The 18,753-nt window shown below is 64.6% G+C and carries 17 protein-coding genes; 8 read left to right on the plus strand and 9 right to left on the minus strand.

Annotation, left to right across the window (positions count from 1 at the left end):
• Nucleotides 1-39: 39 nt before the first annotated feature.
• Together ACKODO_RS05230 and ACKODO_RS05235 are read right to left on the minus strand one after the other, a co-directional pair.
• Complete coding sequence (locus ACKODO_RS05230) at nucleotides 40-1,008, minus strand: Bug family tripartite tricarboxylate transporter substrate binding protein (protein WP_408982393.1); 969 nt, start codon at nucleotides 1,006-1,008, stop codon at nucleotides 40-42.
• On the minus strand, nucleotides 992-1,750 hold the full coding sequence (locus ACKODO_RS05235) for an FCD domain-containing protein (protein ID WP_408982394.1): 759 nt from the start codon (nucleotides 1,748-1,750) through the stop codon (nucleotides 992-994). The genes ACKODO_RS05230 and ACKODO_RS05235 overlap by 17 nt, the downstream gene beginning before the upstream one ends.
• A 191-nt stretch (nucleotides 1,751-1,941) precedes the next feature.
• On the opposite strand from ACKODO_RS05235, the gene ACKODO_RS05240 reads away from it, so the two are divergent.
• On the plus strand, nucleotides 1,942-3,303 hold the full coding sequence (locus tag ACKODO_RS05240; protein ID WP_408982395.1) for an MmgE/PrpD family protein: 1,362 nt from the start codon (nucleotides 1,942-1,944) through the stop codon (nucleotides 3,301-3,303).
• Between the two features lie 100 nt (nucleotides 3,304-3,403).
• Nucleotides 3,404-4,216 (plus strand): MBL fold metallo-hydrolase, encoded by an 813-nt coding sequence (locus tag ACKODO_RS05245; protein WP_408982396.1) that lies wholly within the window; start codon nucleotides 3,404-3,406, stop codon nucleotides 4,214-4,216.
• 3 nt (nucleotides 4,217-4,219) lie between these two features.
• Here the strand turns inward: ACKODO_RS05245 and ACKODO_RS05250 are convergent, their stop codons facing one another.
• From ACKODO_RS05250 to mdoH, 5 genes are all read right to left on the minus strand, one after another.
• The gene (locus tag ACKODO_RS05250) at nucleotides 4,220-4,441 is read right to left on the minus strand and encodes a PilZ domain-containing protein (RefSeq protein WP_408982397.1); all 222 of its coding nucleotides are present in this window, start codon (nucleotides 4,439-4,441) and stop codon (nucleotides 4,220-4,222) included.
• A gap of 9 nt (nucleotides 4,442-4,450) precedes the next feature.
• Nucleotides 4,451-6,172, minus strand: coding sequence for a methyl-accepting chemotaxis protein (locus ACKODO_RS05255; RefSeq protein ID WP_408982398.1), 1,722 nt, complete (start codon nucleotides 6,170-6,172; stop codon nucleotides 4,451-4,453).
• Between the two features lie 229 nt (nucleotides 6,173-6,401).
• Nucleotides 6,402-7,265: a hypothetical protein gene (locus tag ACKODO_RS05260; RefSeq protein WP_408982399.1), complete on the minus strand. Its 864-nt coding sequence runs from the start codon at nucleotides 7,263-7,265 to the stop codon at nucleotides 6,402-6,404.
• An 85-nt stretch (nucleotides 7,266-7,350) separates the two neighbouring features.
• Complete coding sequence (locus ACKODO_RS05265) at nucleotides 7,351-8,121, minus strand: FkbM family methyltransferase (protein ID WP_408982400.1); 771 nt, start codon at nucleotides 8,119-8,121, stop codon at nucleotides 7,351-7,353.
• A gap of 1 nt (nucleotide 8,122) precedes the next feature.
• Nucleotides 8,123-9,919, minus strand: coding sequence for a glucans biosynthesis glucosyltransferase MdoH (mdoH, locus tag ACKODO_RS05270; RefSeq protein WP_408982401.1), 1,797 nt, complete (start codon nucleotides 9,917-9,919; stop codon nucleotides 8,123-8,125).
• Nucleotides 9,920-10,101: 182 nt separating this feature from the next.
• Here mdoH and ACKODO_RS05275 point away from each other — a divergent pair, with 182 nt between their 5' ends.
• The 4 genes from ACKODO_RS05275 to ACKODO_RS05290 all read left to right on the plus strand — a co-directional run bounded on the left by ACKODO_RS05275 (nucleotide 10,102) and on the right by ACKODO_RS05290 (nucleotide 13,530).
• A complete protein-coding gene (locus ACKODO_RS05275; RefSeq protein ID WP_408982402.1) occupies nucleotides 10,102-11,082 on the plus strand; it encodes a zinc-dependent alcohol dehydrogenase in 981 nt (326 codons plus the stop codon).
• 102 nt (nucleotides 11,083-11,184) lie between these two features.
• The gene (locus ACKODO_RS05280; RefSeq protein WP_408982403.1) at nucleotides 11,185-11,586 is read left to right on the plus strand and encodes a 6-pyruvoyl trahydropterin synthase family protein; all 402 of its coding nucleotides are present in this window, start codon (nucleotides 11,185-11,187) and stop codon (nucleotides 11,584-11,586) included.
• A 4-nt stretch (nucleotides 11,587-11,590) separates the two neighbouring features.
• Nucleotides 11,591-12,676 carry a glycosyltransferase family 4 protein gene (locus ACKODO_RS05285; RefSeq protein WP_408982404.1) on the plus strand — a complete coding sequence of 362 codons (1,086 nt, stop codon included), beginning with the start codon at nucleotides 11,591-11,593 and terminating at the stop codon, nucleotides 12,674-12,676.
• A 2-nt stretch (nucleotides 12,677-12,678) separates the two neighbouring features.
• Nucleotides 12,679-13,530 (plus strand): class I SAM-dependent methyltransferase, encoded by an 852-nt coding sequence (locus ACKODO_RS05290; RefSeq protein ID WP_408982405.1) that lies wholly within the window; start codon nucleotides 12,679-12,681, stop codon nucleotides 13,528-13,530.
• Nucleotides 13,531-13,563: 33 nt separating this feature from the next.
• Here ACKODO_RS05290 and ACKODO_RS05295 read toward each other — a convergent pair whose 3' ends face one another.
• Both ACKODO_RS05295 and ACKODO_RS05300 read right to left on the minus strand, forming a co-directional pair.
• Nucleotides 13,564-14,118: a cytochrome b gene (locus ACKODO_RS05295; RefSeq protein WP_408982406.1), complete on the minus strand. Its 555-nt coding sequence runs from the start codon at nucleotides 14,116-14,118 to the stop codon at nucleotides 13,564-13,566.
• 17 nt (nucleotides 14,119-14,135) lie between these two features.
• A complete protein-coding gene (locus ACKODO_RS05300; RefSeq protein WP_408982407.1) occupies nucleotides 14,136-14,837 on the minus strand; it encodes a RibD family protein in 702 nt (233 codons plus the stop codon).
• Between the two features lie 220 nt (nucleotides 14,838-15,057).
• Here ACKODO_RS05300 and ribA point away from each other — a divergent pair, with 220 nt between their 5' ends.
• Entirely contained in the window at nucleotides 15,058-16,179 is a 1,122-nt protein-coding gene (ribA, locus tag ACKODO_RS05305) for a GTP cyclohydrolase II RibA (protein WP_408982408.1), read from the plus strand.
• A 45-nt stretch (nucleotides 16,180-16,224) separates the two neighbouring features.
• Nucleotides 16,225-18,603 carry a hypothetical protein gene (locus tag ACKODO_RS05310; RefSeq protein WP_408982409.1) on the plus strand — a complete coding sequence of 793 codons (2,379 nt, stop codon included), beginning with the start codon at nucleotides 16,225-16,227 and terminating at the stop codon, nucleotides 18,601-18,603.
• Nucleotides 18,604-18,753 lie beyond the last annotated feature (150 nt).

Below are 18,753 nucleotides of genomic sequence, written 5' to 3' on the forward strand. Positions count from 1 at the left end.
GGTGCCTCCCGCTCCCGCCCCCGCCCGCTTCCGACGCGTTCAGTTCTTGATCACGCCGGTCTCGCGGAAAAACGTCTCGGAGCTCTGCGCGAAATCGGTGATGAAGGTCGCGTAGGGAGCCTGCGGGATGAAATCCGGCACAAGGCTCTCGGCGGCGTAGATCCTCCGATACTCGGCATCCGCCAGAAGCTGCGGGATCGCCTTTTCCCAGATGCCGATCACATCGGCGGGCAGACCCTTCGGCCCGGCAAGGCCACGGAACTTCTGCACCACCACGTCGAAGCCGCTCTCCCTCACGGTGGGGATATCCGGCTGGGTCGGCAGCCTCTGGGCGTTGAACACCGCGAGCAGGCGCACCTTCTTCGCCTCGAGCTGCGCGCGCAGTTCCGGGATTTCACCGACGCCGATATCGAGCGTGCCGTTGAGCACATTGATCATGAGGTCGCCACCCCCCTCATGCGAGACGATCGCGGCATTCACGCCCGCCGCCGCTTTTAGGCGCTCGGCTGCCTGCCGTTCCAGCGAGGCGGGGTTCGCCGCCCCCCAGCGGCCGCGCTTCTCTTTCGCGTGGGCTATCACATCCGCCAGCGTCTTGAACGGGCCATCGGCGCGGGTATAGACCACTTCGGCATCACTGAAGACATTGACCAGCGGCTGCACATCGCGGAACGAGTGCTGCGGCTTCGAGAGCAGCGAGGTGAAGATGTAGGTGGGCGTCGTCGCATAGAAGACCGAGCCATCGGGCTTGGCGGTCGCGAGGCGGGAAATGGCGCGCGCCCCGCTGCCGCCCTGCACATTCTCGACCACGAAGGTCGCGTCGATATACCGGCCAAGATGCTTCGACATCTCGCGCAGGAACACATCCGAGCCACCACCGGGGCTCGAATGGGTGATGAGCGTCACCACCTTGTGCGGATAGGCCATCGGCGCCGCGCGGGAGATGGGCGGCAGGGCGACGGCGCCGATCGCCGCCGCAGTCAGGCGTCCGAATTCACGTCTCGATACCATGGGTTGCTCCTCCCGGTTGCGTATGTTTGAACTCCCGCCTCTCCGGGCGGTTTTCGGATGCTTCCTCGCCGCCGGCCATCTGCAATTCGGCGCGGACAACAGCCAGAAGCCGATCCTTCGCGGCAGAGACATGGCGCCAATGCGCCTCATGCGCCCAGCTCGCATCGCGCGCCTCGATGGCCGAGAACATCTCGCGATGCTCCCGGTTCGAGACCGCGAGGCCGCCGCCCTGCACCAGGCTGCGGGCACGGAACAGGCTCAGCTTGCGCACGAAGGCCCGATATTGATGCGCGAGTGTCCGGTTGCCGGAACCATCGACAATCGCGCCGTGGAATTCGAGATTGAGCGGATAATGGGCCTCGAAATTGCGGGTCTCGGTGGCGGCTTCCATCGCCTGTATCAGCCCGCGCAGGCGCTGGATCTCGTCTGGCGTCGCACGCTCTGCCATCAGGCGGCCGGCAAGGCCGAAGAGTGCCGCGCGCACATCATAAAGCTCGCGCACCTCGCGCACGCTCAGGCGACGGACGAAGACCCCGCGATTGGGCACGGATTCGACAAGCCCCGCCCCTTCGAGCGCACGCAGGGCCTCGCGGATGGGGCCCCGGCTCACGCCGAAACGCACCGCAAGCTGGTTCTCGTTGAGGCGCGTGCCGGGGCCGATTTCCCCGCCCAGCACCACGCGCTCGAGTTCCTGCGCCAGCACGCTGGCCAGCGACGAAGAGCGCAGGGATTCGAGCTGCAACGATGTGCTTTCCATGAGTGAACGATGCCAGCTTCCACAAAGGTGTCAACACTTCTGAGTCTTGAACTCACAGTACTTCGTCAAAAAACAGGCGTTCCTAGGCCTTTATCGCCATCTTTGAGTGCTGATTGTTGACAAAAAAAGGGCAGGCGCGATATGCGGCTGAAACGAACGAACTTTCCGGAGACACCATGAACACGCCTGTCGCCGCCAGCACCGCCGTCACGCAGATCCTCGCGGATTTCGTCGTCCGGTCCGGGGCCGACGACATTCCGGCGGCAGTCTATGCCGAGGCGACGCGTTCCTTTCTAAACTGGATCGGCTGCGCGGTGGGCGGCTCCATTCACCCCGCGATTGATCGTGCCTGGGCGGCGGCGAAGCCATTCGCCGGCGCCGAGCAGGCCAGCGTTCTCGGCCGCAAGTTCCGCACAGACCTGCTGAACGCGACGCTGCTGAACGGCATTTCGTCTCATGTCTTCGATTTCGACGACACGCATCTGCGCACCATCATCCATCCGGCCGGACCCATCGCCTCGGGCCTGCTCGCCATGGCCGAGACACGCCCGATGACGGGCCGCGAATTCCTGCACGCCTTCATCCTCGGCGTGGAGGTTGAGTGCCGCATCGGCAACTCGGTCTATCCCGATCATTATGATCGCGGCTGGCATATCACCGGCACGGCCGGCGTGTTCGGCGCCGCGGCGGCAGCGGGCAAAATTCTCGGCCTCGATACCCTGCAGATGCAATGTGCACTGGGCATCGCCGCCACGCAGTCCTCGGGCCTGCGTGAGATGTTCGGCACGATGTGCAAGCCGCTTCACCCCGGAAAGGCCGCGCAGAACGGCACTTTCGCGGCTTATCTCGCAAAGGAGAGTTTCACGAGTTCCGAGCGGGGCATTGAGGCTCCGCGCGGCTTCGCCCATGTCGCCTCGACGAAGTTCGATCCGGCCGAGATCACCGACAATCTCGGCAGGACCTGGGAAATCTCGATCAACACCTACAAGCCCTTCGCCTGCGGCATTGTCATCCATCCGGCGATCGACGCCTGCGTGCAGTTGCGCAACGCGCATGGCCTGAGGGCGGCGGATATCGCCTCCATCGACCTCAAGGTTCACCCGCTGGTGCTCGAACTGACGGGCAAGACCGCCCCGCGCACGGGCCTTGAGGGAAAGTTCTCGGTTTATCATTCCTGCGCGGCGGCGATCGTGCATGGCCGCTGCGGCGAGCATGAATATTCCGATGAATGCGTGGCCGACCCGGTCATTATCGGCCTGCGCCAGAAGGTGCGTGCCTCGGCGGACCGCTCGATTCACGAGCATCAGGTGGCCGCGAAACTCACCACCCGCGATGGCCGCGTCTTCGATCTCTTCATCGAGCACGCCATCGGTTCGCTGGGCCGGCCGCTCTCGGATGCCGAACTCGATGCGAAGGTGCGCGACCTCTGCGAACCGGTGATCGGCTCGGCGGGTGTGGATCGCCTGATCGCTGAATCCCGGGCCATCAACAGCGCCATGAGCCTCGAGGCGATCATCAAGGCGGGCCTTCCCGCCTGAGACCGGAGGCTGATCGGCCGTCTCTGACGCGCGACCTCGCGCCCTCTTCCCTCCCCGCTTTCCCGCGCCATGTTGAAAAGGAAAGCGCGGAGGTTCGAGCATGCGGATCGCCTTCTGTCTCGGGCTCGTCGCGGCCCTTCTCGGGGTCATTCCCGCCAAGGCCGACGAGGCCTGCCTCGGGCCCATCGCACGCCACGCGCCGCGCGCGCCGGATGGCACGCCGATCCTTCCCGCCGCGCTGCAATCCGGCGAGGTGCGTCTCACTTATGTGGGCCACGCGACCTTCACGATCGAGACGCCGGGCGGCGTGACCGCCGCGACCGATTACAACGATTACGTCCGCCCCGAGGCGCCGCCCGACGTGGCGACGATGAACCACGCGCACTCAACGCATTTCACCCATGCGCCCGATCCGGCGATCCGCCACGTGCTGCGCGGCTGGGGCCGAGCCGGCGAGATGCCGAAGCATGACCTGCAGGAACGCGACCTGCGCGTGCGCAACGTGCCCACCAACATTCGCGGCGGCTGGGGCGAGGCACGGACGGAATTCTACGGCAATTCGATCTTCATCTTCGAGGCCGCCGGGCTCTGCATCGCCCATCTCGGACATCTTCACCACACGCTGACGCCGGAGCATCTCGCGGCCATCGGCCAGGTGGATGTGGTGCTTGCGGCGGTCGACGGCTCCTGGACGATTGATCTTTCCGGCATCGCCGAGGTGATCGGACAGCTCCGGCCCAAGATGGTGGTGCCGATGCACTATTTCTCCGAACGCGTGCTGCAGAACTTCCTTTCGAAAATGACGGAAACCCACGCGATCGAGCGCGCGGGTTCCACCAGCGTGGTGCTGAGCCGGGCGACCTTGCCGCAACGGCCCACCATCCGCGTGCTCGAAAGAATGTTCGAGCGCTGAGCCTCAGGCCGCCTCGCGCAGGATCTGCGCCGGCATGGCGGCATCCAGCTCGACACCGCTTTGCCCGTTGCGCAGCCAGACGAGGCGTCCGCGCAGGCGCTCGCCGGTCACCCATTCGATATCCACCACATCGCCCACCTGAAGGCCTGGCACAGCCTCGATCCGCAGGCCGGTTTCGGAGATATCGAGCGCCGTCGTCTGCATGCGCTTGCCGCGCGCGGTCACGATGGCGGCCTACCGGATGGCCTTGCGAACCGCGCGGCGGCGCTCCTGAACATCCTCGGCCACGGCATGCAGGAAGCCATCGACCGTTCGGGTGAGATTGCCGCTGACATCCGCGATGAGATCGGAAATCGAGCGCAACTGCCCGGCCTCGGCATTGGTCTTCTCGACCGATTTCACCATGGTGGAGACCGATCCCGCGACCTGTTCGGAGCCTTCGGAAGCCAGCGCGATGGCCCGGCTGATTTCGAGCGTGGAGGCCTCCTGCTCCTCCACCGCGGCGGCGATGGCCGTCGTGCGGCCCTGAATCTCGGAAACCTGGTTCGAGATGGTGCGGATGGAGTTCACGGCATGCTGCGTGGCCTGCTGGATCGCCTGCACCTGCGCGGAAATCTCGTCCGTGGCCTTAGCGGTCTGGCCAGCCAGGGTCTTCACCTCCGAGGCAACGACCGCAAAGGAACGCCCCGCCTCGCCGGCGCGGGCCGCCTCGATGGTCGCGTTCAGCGCCAGCATGTTGGTCTGCTCGGCGATCGAGTTGATGATATCCACGATGGCGCCGATTCGCTCCGCCAGATTCGCGAGGCTGGAGACATCCTCATCTGCCCTCTGCGCCACATTCATCGCCTCGGTCACGCTTTCGCTGGCCTTGTGGACCTGCGTCGAGATCTCGCGACTCGCCGAGGTGAGTTCACTCGCGGCATTCGCGACATGCGCCACGTTCTCGGAGGATTCGGAGGTCGCCGAGCCAGCAACATTGGCCCCTTGCGAAGCTTCCTTCGCAATGTGCCCAAGGGTGGAGGAGGAACTCTTCAGGATATCGAGCTGACCATCGAGAAGCTGGCGAATATCGCCGATACTGCCCCGGAAATGCGTGATGAGCCCGTCGATGCGGCTCTGCCGCGCCTTCTCCATATCCCGTTCGCGGCGCATTTCGCTTTCGAGCCGGGCACGCTCCAGCGCATTCTCGCGGAAGACGGCAACCGTTTGCGCCATCTGGCCGATCTCGTCCTTGCGCGCGGTGCCTTCGATCTCCTTGTGGGTGCGGCCTGCCGCCAGGGATTGCATGGCCTGGATCAGGCGCAGCAACGGCTGCGTGATTCCCAGGACAATTGTCGTGAACGCCGCCAGCAGGCCCAGCAGGCAGCCGGCGACAGCGATAACAATGATGGTGCTGAGGAGGTCGTGCTCCTGCGCTGCCAGCTTTTCCGCTCCTTCGCGGTAGAGGGCTTGGTTTCGATCTTCAATGTTGCGCAGATGTTTGCGGATATCAGCGATCACGGAATCCCCGGCGAACGCCACCTTGGTGGCCTCATCGAACTTCTTTTCGCGGGAAAGGCTGGCCACCTTGCGATGGATGTCCGGCTCGTACCGCCCGATCTGGTCACGGACCCGCTCGATATCGACCCGATCGGCGGGAACAGTAGGCTTGATCTGGTCGATGCGGGCGCGGAACCGCCGCAATTCGTCATCCGCGAGTTTCTCGAACTGCGAACGCTGTTCAGCGTCCAGTTCGAGGGGGAGGAACTCGACAGCGCGGGCATAGGCAAGGAGGTTGGCGGTGCCGCGCCCGGCATTCTGGAGGCGTTCGACCATGGCCTGCAATTGGCCCGTCGTCTCGATCACGCCCTTGGTCGAAAAGTAGACAGTGGCGGATATGCTGGCGGAAACCGCGACCAGGAAAATCACGACGGCGAAGAGTTTCGTCTTCAGCCGGATGTTGTTGAGAATGCCCATTTCAGTCCCTCTCGAACGAACACTCCGCCAGGGAGCCGATCATCCCGGCCGGAGAGCGCCTAAACTATAGGTTGTGTTTTTGCCCGCCCCAGTGTTAAGGCGTGGTAAAACAAATAGAGAAACACAATCTTAGATTGGTGAAAAGGCGGGAAAATCTCCGCCACTGTGAGAATTCCAATCTCTGCGGCCAATCCGTCCGGCCAATCCTTGCGCCGAGGGGCCGCGGGACCTACTTCTCGAAGCGGGAGAACACCATGTCGGGTGCCGAGGTGTTGTGGCGCGAGGCCACGTGACGGCCGGCCCAGAACTCGGTCGCCTCTCCGCCCTTGTAATCGAGGATGTGCTCCTCCCCCCAGCGCGGGTTCTTCGCCTCGCGCCAGGCGACGCGGGCCGCATCATTGTTCGTCTCGGTAATGTACATCGAACGGAGGGCGGCGAAGGGCTTATCCCTCGGCAAATCCCCCGCAAGCGTCGCCTCGATCACGAAGCGATCGGCATCCAGATGCACGATGCGCAAGCCACCCTCCCCGCCATCGCGGAAGGTGAAGGTGAATTTCTTCTCCTCGGGATCGAAGGCGATCTCCCTCAGCGCCACCACCGGGCGGCCTTCCATCGTGACCGGACCGACCATGAAGCTCGAACCATAGGCGGTCCAGCCCAGATGCTTCGGCGGCAACGGCCGCATGCGCCAGTAGCCATCGGGCGGATAGACCACGAGCATCTCCTCGGAGCGCTCGTTCACGCGCATCCAGAGCTGGATGAGGTGCAGGCCGTGCTCCACCCGGTCGCCGATCTTCACCGGCACGGTGGCCGGCCGCCAGAAGGCCGGGAAGACATGCCCCACCACCCACATCGAGGGCGTTTCCCATAACGTCACCTGCCTCGGCTTGCCCGAAACAAAGGCCGGGTCGCCGGTCATGTCGCAGGCGGTCCAGTCCGGCAGGTAGCGATCCTCGCGCAGCATGCCGATATAGCTCGGCTGGATCGCCTGGATCTTGAAGCGCCGCACATCCGGGTTCGAGAAGCGGATGTCGATATTGTCCTTCTCGGCGCAGACCTCGGGTTCGGAGAGGTTCTGGACCTTGACGGTCATTTCGTCTTTCGGGGGAGCGAGCACGGGGCCTCCGGGAGGGTTCTGGGCGAAAACGGGCGCGACAGCCGCGAAAACGGCGGCAAGGCTAGCGATCGAGAACCGCATAGACGTCTCCCGAATTCGCTTCATGCGGCAGAGCGCGGATATGCGCTTCCATCGCCCCGGCGGAAATGCCCTCCGCGAAATCCATCTTCTGGCTTTCGCCGAGCGCGATGTTGAAGCGATAGGGCCCGCGCTTGCCGATCAGCGCCAGGCACTGACAGGCCACATCGCGCTGGATGGTCGTGAACTCGAAGGAAAGCGCCGGAATGGCGCGCGTCAGCCCGCCGAGCACATCCGCCTCGAAACCCTCGACATCGATCTTCACGAAATCCGGCATGCCATATCGCGCGATCAACGCATCAAGCGTGGTGACCGGCACAGGGATCTCGCGATCCCAGAGCTGGCCTTCCCAGCCCGACGCGCCATCCGCCGCCTTGAGGAAATCCGCCGAGGCGGTGGAGACGGTGGGGTTCGCCGAGTTCACGTGCAGCGTGATTTCGCCGGGCTTCGGCCCGCAGGCGCTTTCGAGCAAAGTCACGCCCGCATCACCCGCAAAGACGAGACGGATCGCGCTTGCGCAATCCGGCTGGGGTTCCAGCGCCACCACGCGCGCGCCGCAGCGGCGGAAGGAGCCGATCCGGTCGCCGACATGGCTGCCGACGTCGAAAGCCAGCGCGCCCGTGGAAAGAAAGCGCGCATAGAGCGCATCCATCGCGTCATCGCGGGACTGGTCACCGTGATAGACCTCGAAGGAGCGCTTGAGATGCGGCCATTTCTTCGTGAGCGCCGAGATTTCCAGGGTCGAGAGCGCCATGTCAGTGCCCCGCTTCCTGAGCGCGGAGCTTCGCGACAATCGCCGGGGTGTCGATTTCCTCGGGGATCGCGTAAAGCCCGCTCCGCACGCTCGCGGCGCCGAGCGCGGGTTCGGCGCTCCACACCGCGAAGGGGATGGCGACAAGGAAGCCGAGCGTGAGCGGCAGCGACCAGAGCGCGAACTGGATGGAGGTCGCGGCCATCAGGCCCACGACGACGAAACCGAACAGCGTCTGCGGCCAGAGATTCGAGATCGCGACATCCCATGGCACGCCATGGGCGTCACGCGCCTGCCCGCCCCAGACCACCGACTTTCCGAAGATGAGACCGACGATGAAGACCGTGGTGCGGAACGTATCGGACGCACCGAGGATCCAGGCGAAAACGATCTCGCTCAGGCCCGCGAACAGGAACTTGCCCGTGCCGCCATAGCGCTTCGTGCCACCGGGGGTGAGGAGAATATCCAGCAAACCCGCGATCTTCGGCATGAGGTTCATGATGGTGAAGAAGATGTAGAGCGCCAGCGCCGAGCCCACGGGGAAGGCCGCGAGGCTCTCGCCATCGAACGGCTTCAGCGCCGCCAGCGGCAACATCAGTGTCCAGGCGGGGATGCCGAGGAACATCAGGATCGCCCAGATCAGCTGGAAGCGGCTGACCGGGTAGAGGCCCTTGGTGTCGAGCAGCTTGAAATATTGCAGGTTTCCCTGGCACCAGCGGGTATTGCGCTTCATGAATTCGAGGATGGTCGGCGGGTTTTCCTCCCAGGAACCGCCTTCCTCCGGCATCACGCGCACTTCATAGCCCGCGCGACGCATGAAGGTGGCTTCCACCTGATCATGGCTGAGGATATGCCCACCAAAGGGCGGCGGGCCCGGCAGCACCGGCAATTCGCAATGGTCGCGGAACGGCGCGATGCGCGCGAGCGCGTTGTGCCCCCAGAACGGGCCGCAATCGCCCACCCACCAGGCCTGACCCATCGTGTAGGAGCGCATGCCCTGCCGCATGCCGAACTGAAAGATGCGCGCGAAGAGGCTCTGCGAGGGCATGCCGACCACGAGGCTCTGCAGGATGCCGAGCTTCGGGTTCGCCTCCATGATGCGGACATGGCGGAGGATTGTCTCGCCATCCATCAGGCTGTCCGCATCGAGCGGCAGCATGAGGTCGTAATCCGAGCCCCAGCGGTTCAGGAAATCCTTCACATTGCCGGCCTTGAAGCCGGTATTCTCCGTGCGTCGACGATAGAAGAGCGGCGCGGTCGCGCCAGCCTCTGCCTTCCAGGTGGCGAAAAGCTCTTCCTCCTGCGCCGCGACATCATCCTTGTTGGTGTCGGAGAGCAGGAAATAGGCGAATTTGTCGCCATGGCCCGTGGCATCCACCGTTTCCTTCACCAGCCGCAGGCGGCGGAAGGCGCGCGAGGGGTCCTCGTTGCGGAGCGTCATGAAGATCGCGGTCTTCAGCGTCACCGGCATGGCGGGATCGGCAATCGAGGCGAAGGGCGCGACATCCTGCATGGCCTTGCGCGGACCATGCAGCAGGATGAGGCCGATGACGGCGTTCCAGAAGCCCAGAACCGCCCAGGGCGTGCCGAACAGGAAGCAGATGAACAGCAGGATATCGACGATCGACCAGCCCTCGACCGCGAGAATGGACCATCCCCATGCGGCCAGCGCGAGATAGAGGAAAATGTTGAGGCCCGCCACGATGACGCGGCGCAGCATCAGCACTTCCGAGCTTTGGGTGCCGGTGGGTGTCAGCGAAAGCTCGGCGCGGGGGGCGGCGGGCTCGGTGGAGGTCGTCATGTCGGGTCGGCCTTTCGGGCGAAAATCAAATGAGGCGAGTGCCGGAAAAGTCCCGCCTTGCTTGTCCCTCTCTGGCATGAAAAGGGTTCGTTGCGAAACCGGCGCGAAACGGGTTTCCTCGCTTTTGCGGGCGCTACCTGCCACGCGCAATCTGAACAGAAGCAAACTGGAACGGTCGAGCCATGTTCACGTCCACCACCGCCCGCGCGCTCTGGTATGTTGCGCCCCTGCAGGCCGCACTGCGCGAGGAGCGCGTGGAACCGCCATTGGCGGATGAATCGCGGCTCGTGATGCTCGCTTCGGCGCTCTCGCGCGGAACGGAGCGGCTCATCGCTTCGGGCCTCGTGCCCGAAGGCGAGCGCGAGCGGATGCGCTGCCCGCATCAGGCGGGGGATTTCCCCTTCCCCGTGAAATACGGCTATTGCGCCGTGGCGCGGGTGGAGGAAGGGCCGGAGGAACTCGTTGGCAAGCGGGTCTTCGTGCTCCACCCGCATCAGGAAGTGTTCAACGCGAAAACCGCGCTGCTCCAGCTCATTCCCGATGATATCCCCACTCCGCGCGCGACGCTCGCCGCCAATATGGAAACCGCGCTCAACGCGATCTGGGATTCCGGCATGAGTGCCGCGGACCGCGTGACCGTGGTGGGCGGTGGCCTCGTGGGCGTGCTCGTGACCTGTCTCGCCGCGCGCTTTCCCGGCGCGGAGGTGACCTTGGTGGACGTGAACCCCGCTCGCGCCGCGATGGCCGAAGCCTTCGGTGCGCGATTCGCCCTGCCGGCGGAAGCGCCGAGGCATCAGGATGTCGTCTTCCACGCCTCCGCGAGCCAGCCGGGCCTCGCGACCGCCATTGCCTCGACCGCCCCCAACGGCACGGTGATCGAACTTTCCTGGTATGGCGAAAAGCCGCTGATGGTGCCGCTTGGCGGACATTTCCATGCGGGCCGGGTGAAGCTCGTCTCCTCGCAGGTCGGCACGGTTTCGCCGGGGCATGCATCGCGCGGCTGGTCTTATTCATCGCGCCTTCAGGCAGCCTTGCGCCTATTGCGCGACGAAAGGCTCGACGCGCTTCTCACCGAAACGCTTCCCTTTCCCGCTTTGCCCGACGCCATCCCGCGGTTGCTCGCAAGGGATGCGCAAGGTCTCGTGACCCTGGTTCAGTATTGAACCAGCTTGTTGTTTTCGTTTCGCGCCATGCGGCGCGAGGCTTCTCGCAAAAGCCAGTCGGGATCTGTCGCCCGTCGGGCTACGTTTGGAAGGAACCGCCCCATGTTCGCCGTTGAAGTCCGTGATCGTATCATGATCGGCCATTCGCTGCCCGATCCGTTCTTTGGCCCGGCGCAGAACATGCACGGCGCGACCTTCGTGGTGGATGTCGCCTTCTTCCGCGAGACGATGACGAAGCAGAACGTGGTGGTCGATATCGGCGCAGCACTCGATACGCTCGCGGCCATGCTGAAGCCGCTGAAATACCAGAACCTCGACGAGCTGCCGCAGTTCAGGGGCATTCTCACCACCACGGAATTCCTTGCCCGTCACATCTTCGAGGGCATGGTGAAGGCGGCGAAATCCGGCGCGCTGGGTGAAGATGGCAAGGGCCTCTCGAAGATCCGCGTGACCCTGCACGAGACGGACCTCGCCCGCGCCTGGTTCGAGGGTGCGGTTGCGTAATTCCATGATCAGGATCGCCTTTGTCATTCCCGGCGATCTCTCGCTGCCCACGGGCGGCTATGCCTATGATCGCGCGGTGATCCGCCTTCTGCCGCAGGCCGGGGTGGAGGCTCTGCACGTCGCCCTGCCCGGCAGCTACCCCAACCCAAGCGCGGCGGATCTCGAGGATACCGCTGCGATCATCGCGAGCCTGCCCGCCGATTGCATCCTGCTGATCGATGGGCTTGCCTATGGCGCGATGCCGGAAGAACTGATCCGTCGCTTCAACCGGCGGATCGTGGCGCTCTGCCACCATCCGCTCGCCTTGGAGAACGGCATCTCGCCGGAGCGCACCGTGGCTTTGCATGATTCCGAGACGAAAGCGCTGGCGCTCGCCGAGCACGTGATCGTCACCTCGCCGCTCACCGCGAAGATCCTGGCCGGCGATTTTGGCGTGGCGCGCGACAAGATCACGGTCGCAGAGCCCGGCACGGCGCGGAAATCGCGCGCGATGGGTTCGAAATCCGATGTCGTGAACATGCTGGCGGTCGGTTCCATCGTGCCACGCAAGGGCTATGGCGTGCTGGTCGAGGCGCTGCATGGCCTGAAGCGCCGGAACTGGAAACTGCGCATCGCCGGCACGGCGCGCAGCCTTGAAACCGTGAATGCCCTGCGCGAACAGATCCGCCTCTCGGGCCTCGACGGGCAGATCCAGCTCCTCGGCGCGGTGCCGGATGGTGATCTCGATCATCTCTGTGAAACGGCTGATCTCTTTGTCATGTCCTCGCTGTTCGAGGGCTATGGCATGGTCCTGGGCGAAGCCTTGCAGCGCGGGCTTCCCATCGTCACCACCACGGGCGGCGCGGCCTCCGATACCGTGCCGGATGGCGCGGGGCTGAAAGTGCCTCCGGGCGACGTTCCGGCGCTCCGCAAGGCGCTGGATGACGCCCTCGCCGACCCCGGATTCCGCGCGCGCCTCGCCGAGGCTGCCTACCGCGCGGGCCAGAATCTTCCAACCTGGGAGGATACGGCCCGCATCATCGCCGGCGCGCTGCAAGCCCTTGCCGGCTATGGCCCGAACCTCGTTTCCCCTGCCTCGAAAGGCCCCTGACCATGGGTTTCTCCGCCGATTGGCTGGCTCTGCGCGAGCCGGCCGACCATCGCTCCCGTTCCGCCGGGCTGCTCGCCAATCTTGCGAAGCGCGTCGAGGGACGCGACACCCTCCGCATCACCGATCTCGGCTGCGGCACGGGCTCCAACCTGCGCGCCACCGCGCCCGCGCTCGGCCCGAACCAGGAATGGACGCTCGTGGATTACGATCCGGCCCTGCTGGAGCGCGCGACGAAGGTTCTGACCGAATGGGCGGACGACGCAAGGACGATCGGCGACAAACTCGTGCTGGTGAAGGAGGGAAAGAATATCGGCATCACCTTCCGCATCGCCGATCTCAATGTGGAACTCGAGAAGGTGATCTCGGGCGAGATCGACATCGTCACGGCCTCGGCCTTGTTCGATCTCATCTCCGAGCCGTGGATGCGCCGCTTTGTGCAGGCGCTGAGGTCCACGCCCGCGATCTTCTATACGGTGCTGACCTATAACGGCGAGGATGAGTTCATCCCCGCCCATCCCTTCGATTGGGGCATGATCAACGCCTTCAAGATCCACCAGAAGCGCGACAAGGGGTTTGGCCCGGCGGAAGGCCCTATGGCAGCGGCCACGCTCGCTCGCCTGCTGAAAGAAGCGGGCTACGGCGTGGAAACGGCCGATACGCCCTGGGTGCTGAAGCCCTCGGACATTGCGCTCAAGACCGAGCTTCTGAAGGGCCTGCATCGCGCGGTGATGGAAACCGGGCTGATCGCCGACAATGGCGCGGATGACTGGCTGTTCTGGCGCACCTCCATGGGCGACCAGAAGGGCTCGCGCATGAAGACCGGTCACACGGATATCCTCGCCGCAAAGGCATGATCGGCGCTTGCGGCAAGGCCAGCCGCACTGGCGTCACGCGCCGGGCATCATCCGGCGCATCACACCATCCTTCTTGACGAAGCGATGCATCATGGCACCGGCGAAATGCGCCGCGATCAGCACCAGCATGGCGACGGCCGCGTAGCCATGGAGTTGAAGGAGAATCTTCGCAAGATCCGCGTTCACCGGCATGATCGGCGGCAGCGAAAGCCCAAAGAGAATGCCGCGTGCGGGGAAGGCCGATACGCCCGCCCAGCCGAGCAGCGGCACGAGAACCATCAACGCATACAAGCCCTTGTGCACCGCCTCGGAGGCAAGGCGCTCGAAGCGCGTGAGGGTGGGGACCGGAGCCGGAACACCCCGCCGGGAGCGGATGACGATGCGCAAGGCCACGAGCATCAGGAAGAGGAAGCCGAAGGTCTTGTGGTTGGTGTAGAGCGTGTTGGTGAGGGCGTCGAAGTTGGTCTTCTCCCCGCGCTCGACCATGTAGAAACCGATAGGAGCCAACATCATCACCATCAATGTGATAAGCCAGTGCAGGAGCTTCTGCGGACCGGAATAGGATTGCGGTTCGGTTCCTGTTGCCATGATCGATCCCCTTCCATTCAACTTAAGTCGCAATCGAATAACACCTCGCCCTCGCCAAGCAAAGTCACCTCCACGGCGGGCCGCCGGGCATCGGCGAGGCGCTGCACCGGTTCGAGCTCGAGACCCGGCTGGCCGGAGCCGATCAGCACGGGCGAGACCATGAGGTGAAGCCGGTCCACGATGCGGGCGTCGATTGCCTGCGAGATTATCGCCGCGCCGCCTTCCAGCAGCACGCGCGCAAAACCGAGACGCCGCAACGCCTGCGCGAGTTCCACGAGATCGAACCGCCCCGCAGCGCTTATGGGCAGGCGATGAACCTCCACGCCCGCCGGCAGGGCCTCGCCTCTCGCATCCGGGCCGCGCAGCACGACCCGCCGCGCACCATCGGAACCATCGAGGCATTGCGCGGCGGCCGGAAGACGGCCCTTCGCATCAATGACGACGCGCGCGGGATTCGGACCTTCGCCGAGCCGCACATTGAGTTTCGGATCATCGGCCAGAACCGTGCCGATGCCCACCACAACCGCATCCACATGGGCGCGGATGGCATGGAGGTGGGCAAGCGAGGGGCGGCTGCCGATATACTTGCTGTCGCCCGTGACGGTTGCGATGCGCCCGTCGAGCGATTGGCCGAGCTGCGCCACGATGAACGGGCGATCCGGAAGTTTCGCACGAAAAAAACGGAACGGATCGGCGTTCTGGCACTTAGGAGGAATCATTCTGCTTTCACCGCCCGGAAGCGGCCCACGGATGGACAGTGCTTTTCGTTCTGAGGGGACCCGGCTGCCAAAGGCAAGGAATTTTAAACCGGGTGAACGCTCAGACAGCCTGCGTTCATCTTCCCTGGTGATAAGTGCCGCCACCGAGTGTGAACACGGTGTCCATCCGATGGAATTCCTCCGTCGAAAAGACCGCAAACATGGACTGATTGGAAGTGAAATGAGCAAAGTTGCCGAAGTTCTTGGGCTTTTCGATACGGCGGATGAGCGCGCGGTAGATCGCGCCATCGCCGAATTCCGCGCCGGCCGCCCCGTGGCGGTTCTGGAAGGAGGGGAAGCCCTCGTCGTGCTTCTGGTGGACGCTCTGACCCAGCGGATCGCGGAAGGCCTCGACACACTCGCTCCGGGCCGCGCCCGGCTCATCATCCCTGCGGCGCGCCTGCGTCGTCTGGGTCTGGATCGGCAGCAGGCGGGTATCGTCGCCTTTCCCGTGCCGGATGCGGCGCGTGTGGAAACTCTCGCCCTGAAGATCGACGCGCGCATTGACGCTCCGGTTTCGCCGGCCGGCACGCTGGATGAAGGCGCGATCGAGCTGGCGCGCCTCGCGCTGCTCACACCGGCGGTCTATGCCGTTCCGCTGCCGGCTTCGGGGCTGACCGACGATCTTGTTCGCGTGTCGCTGAAGGATGTCCGTGATTATCGTTCCGCGCAGGTGAAGGCCATCCAGATCGTGGGCCGCGCGCCCGTTCCGCTGGAATTCGCGGCCGAGACCGAGTTCGTGGTGTTCCGCGGCGGCGAGGGCCTTCGCGATCAGGTGGCGATCATCGTGGGTAAGCCGGATTTTGCGAAACCAGTGGCCATCCGCATGCATTCCGCCTGCCTCACCGGCGACCTTTTCGGCTCTCTCAAATGCGATTGCGGCGACCAGCTGCGCGGCACCGTGCAGAAGATGGCGCAGGCCGATGGCGGCATCCTGCTCTACCTCGATCAGGAGGGACGCGGAAACGGCATCGCCAACAAGATGCGCGCCTACAAGCTCCAGTCGCAGGGCTGGGACACCTATGATGCCGACGAGGTTCTGGGCTTCGGCCTCGACCAGCGTCGCTTCGATTTCGCGGCCGAGATGCTGCGCAGGCTCGGCGTGACGAGCGTCCGCGTGATGACCAACAACCCCGAGAAGATCGGCGCGCTGAAGGCGTCGGGTCTCGAGGTCGTGGCCGATAACCGCGCCTATGGCCGCCCGACGGCCGAGAACGTGCGCTACCTCGCCTCCAAGCGTGACCGCGCCGGCCATTTCATCGATTTTGATGCGATGGTCGCCCATGCGCCGCTGACGGACTGACCGGTCAGGGAGAGGCCGGCGGTTCCGAGGGCGTGAGAGGGTTGCATGCTCCAGAAATCACCTGAACCGGGGAGGGACCTCACCAGGATCCCTCTGCCCCGCATCACCTACCCCCCGGTTGTTCCTCCGGGGGATGATGCGCGGGTCTGGCTGTCGGCTTCCGGCCTGCTGGTGCTGGTCTGGGCGGGTCTTGCCTGGCCCTGGCTGTCCGGGCAGGTGACCATCCCATGGGATGCGAAGGCGCATTTCCATGCGCAAATGGTGTTTCTGGCCCAATCCATCCATCGCGGCGAGAGCCCCTTCTGGGCCCCGTTCGTGTTTGGCGGGCACCCGCAGATTGCCGATCCCCAATCGCTGATCTTCTCCCCGCCCCATCTGCTGCTGGCCTCGCTGACCCCCGATCCAACCATGCGGATGGTGGATGGCGTGACGTTCCTTGGCCTGCTCTTCGGTGCCTTCGGCGTGCTGGGATTCGGGCGAGACCGGCGCTGGCACCCCGCCGCGGCCCTTGTGGCGGCCATCGCCTTTGCCTATGGCGGTGCCGCCTCCTGGCGCATCCAGCATACCGGGCAGATTTTTTCGCTCATCTATTTTCCCTGGGCCTTGTGGATGCTCGAGCGCGGCCTGCGCCTTGGCTCTGCGCGCTATGGCGCGCTTGCCGGCCTCTTCGCGGCATTGACTGCGCTTGACCCCGATCAGGTGGCATTCCTCACGCTTGTTGCGCTGGGCGGCTATGTGGTCGCCTACTGGATGACCGGCGGCGCCTTCGTCGAGCGCTTCCGGGCCACCTTCAGGCCGTTGCTGGTCGGCCTGGTCGTGGGCTTGGCGATCATCGCGCTGCCGACCATCATGGTGCTGAACTTCGCGGCGGATTCCAATCGACCGCATTTCACCATTGCCGATGCGGAAATGGGCTCGCTGCACCCATCGAGCCTGCTGACCCTGCTTGTCGCGAACCTCTTTGGCACGATCGGGCCGAATGACCGGTATTGGGGCGCGCCGAGCGTCCATTGGCCCTATATCGTGAATCTCGTTGTGGCGCGGAACATGGCGAATTTCTACATGGGCGTGCTGCCTTTCGCGGCCATCGTCCTGTGGCTCACCTCGCGCCGCGCCTATGGCCACCGCTTCATGGCGCTGGGGATCATGTTCGTCCTGATGATCCTCTATGCGCTGGGGAAATACACGCCGCTCTTCGGCGTGCTCTACCACGCGCTTCCGGGTGTCTCGCTCTTCCGTCGACCGGCGGATTCACTCTTCCTGGTCAGCGCGCTCGGGGCCTTCCTCGCCGGGTTCGGCCTCGATCATCTGATCCGCCGCGGCGAGGAGATCGGGCGCGGCGCGATGGTGGCGCTCGGTGGCCTCGTGGTTGCGGGCTTCGCGGCGGCCATCGGCTTGGCGATCTGGCTCGGCAAGTTGCAGCAATCCATGCTCGATATCCTCATCGCCTTCGGCTTTGTTGCGGCGACGCTCGTGGTCGTGCTGCTGGTGCGACCCATCGCCTTGCGGCGCCCGGTGCTCGCGGCGGCGGCTTTCGCAGCTTTGCTCGCGGCCGATTTCGGCTGGAACATGCGCCCCAATGATTCCACCGGCCTGCCGATGGCCGAATATGAGGCGATGCGGCTCGATACACAGAACGACACCATCCTCGAACTCAGGAAGCGCATTGTCGAGGATGGCACGCGCCGTGATCGGGTGGAGATTGCCGGGCTCGGCTTTCATTGGCCCAATCTCGGCCTCGTGCATGGCTTCGAGAACACTCTGGGCTACAACCCGCTGCGCCTCAAGCATTACGTGACCGCCACCGGCGCCGGCGATCAGGTGGCGGGCATCGACCAGCACAATTTCGCGCCACTCTTCCCCTCCTACCGCTCGCCCTTCGCGAATCTGATGGGTCTGCGCTTCATCGCGATCGGCGCGCCCATCGCCAAGGTCGACCCGCGTGTTCGCACCAATCCCTTGCCGCTCGTGGCGCGCACGAAGGACGCCTATATCTACGAGAACCCGGATGCGCTGCCCCGCGTGATGGTGGTGAACGAGGCGCAGATCGTCGACCAAACCCGCCTGCTGCAATTCGGCGAATGGCCGGGCACCGATTTCCGCCGCGTCGCCTATATCGAGCGCACCTCGCTGCCGCTGCCGCGCACGCGCTTCGGCGGAACGGCAAGGATCACGCGCTACACCAACACCGAGATCACGGTGGAAACCGATGCCCAGCGTGGCGGGGTGCTGCTGCTGAACGACATCTGGCACCCCTGGTGGTTTGCGGAAATCGACGGAAAATCCACCCCGGTCCTGCGTGCCAACGGCATTTTCCGCGCGGTCATCCTGCCGGCCGGTGTCAACACGGTGACCTTCCGCTTCGAGCCAATGCGCGGGGTTTTGCGGCGCTTCCTGATGGCGGCGGGCTTCCTGCCGGGCTGAACCAGCCGCGCTGACGACAAAGCCGATATCGTCAATCATCACCCGGGCGCGGGCGACCGGCAAGGACTTTGCCAATCGCGGCGCCGCCGCATCCGGACCTCTTCGCGCCAGTCGTTGCTTCAACACAGCCCGCCGTGACGCCTCCGTCCC

It is taken from the genome of Rhabdaerophilum sp. (assembly GCF_046092605.1).
Lineage (GTDB): Bacteria > Pseudomonadota > Alphaproteobacteria > Rhizobiales > Beijerinckiaceae > Rhabdaerophilum.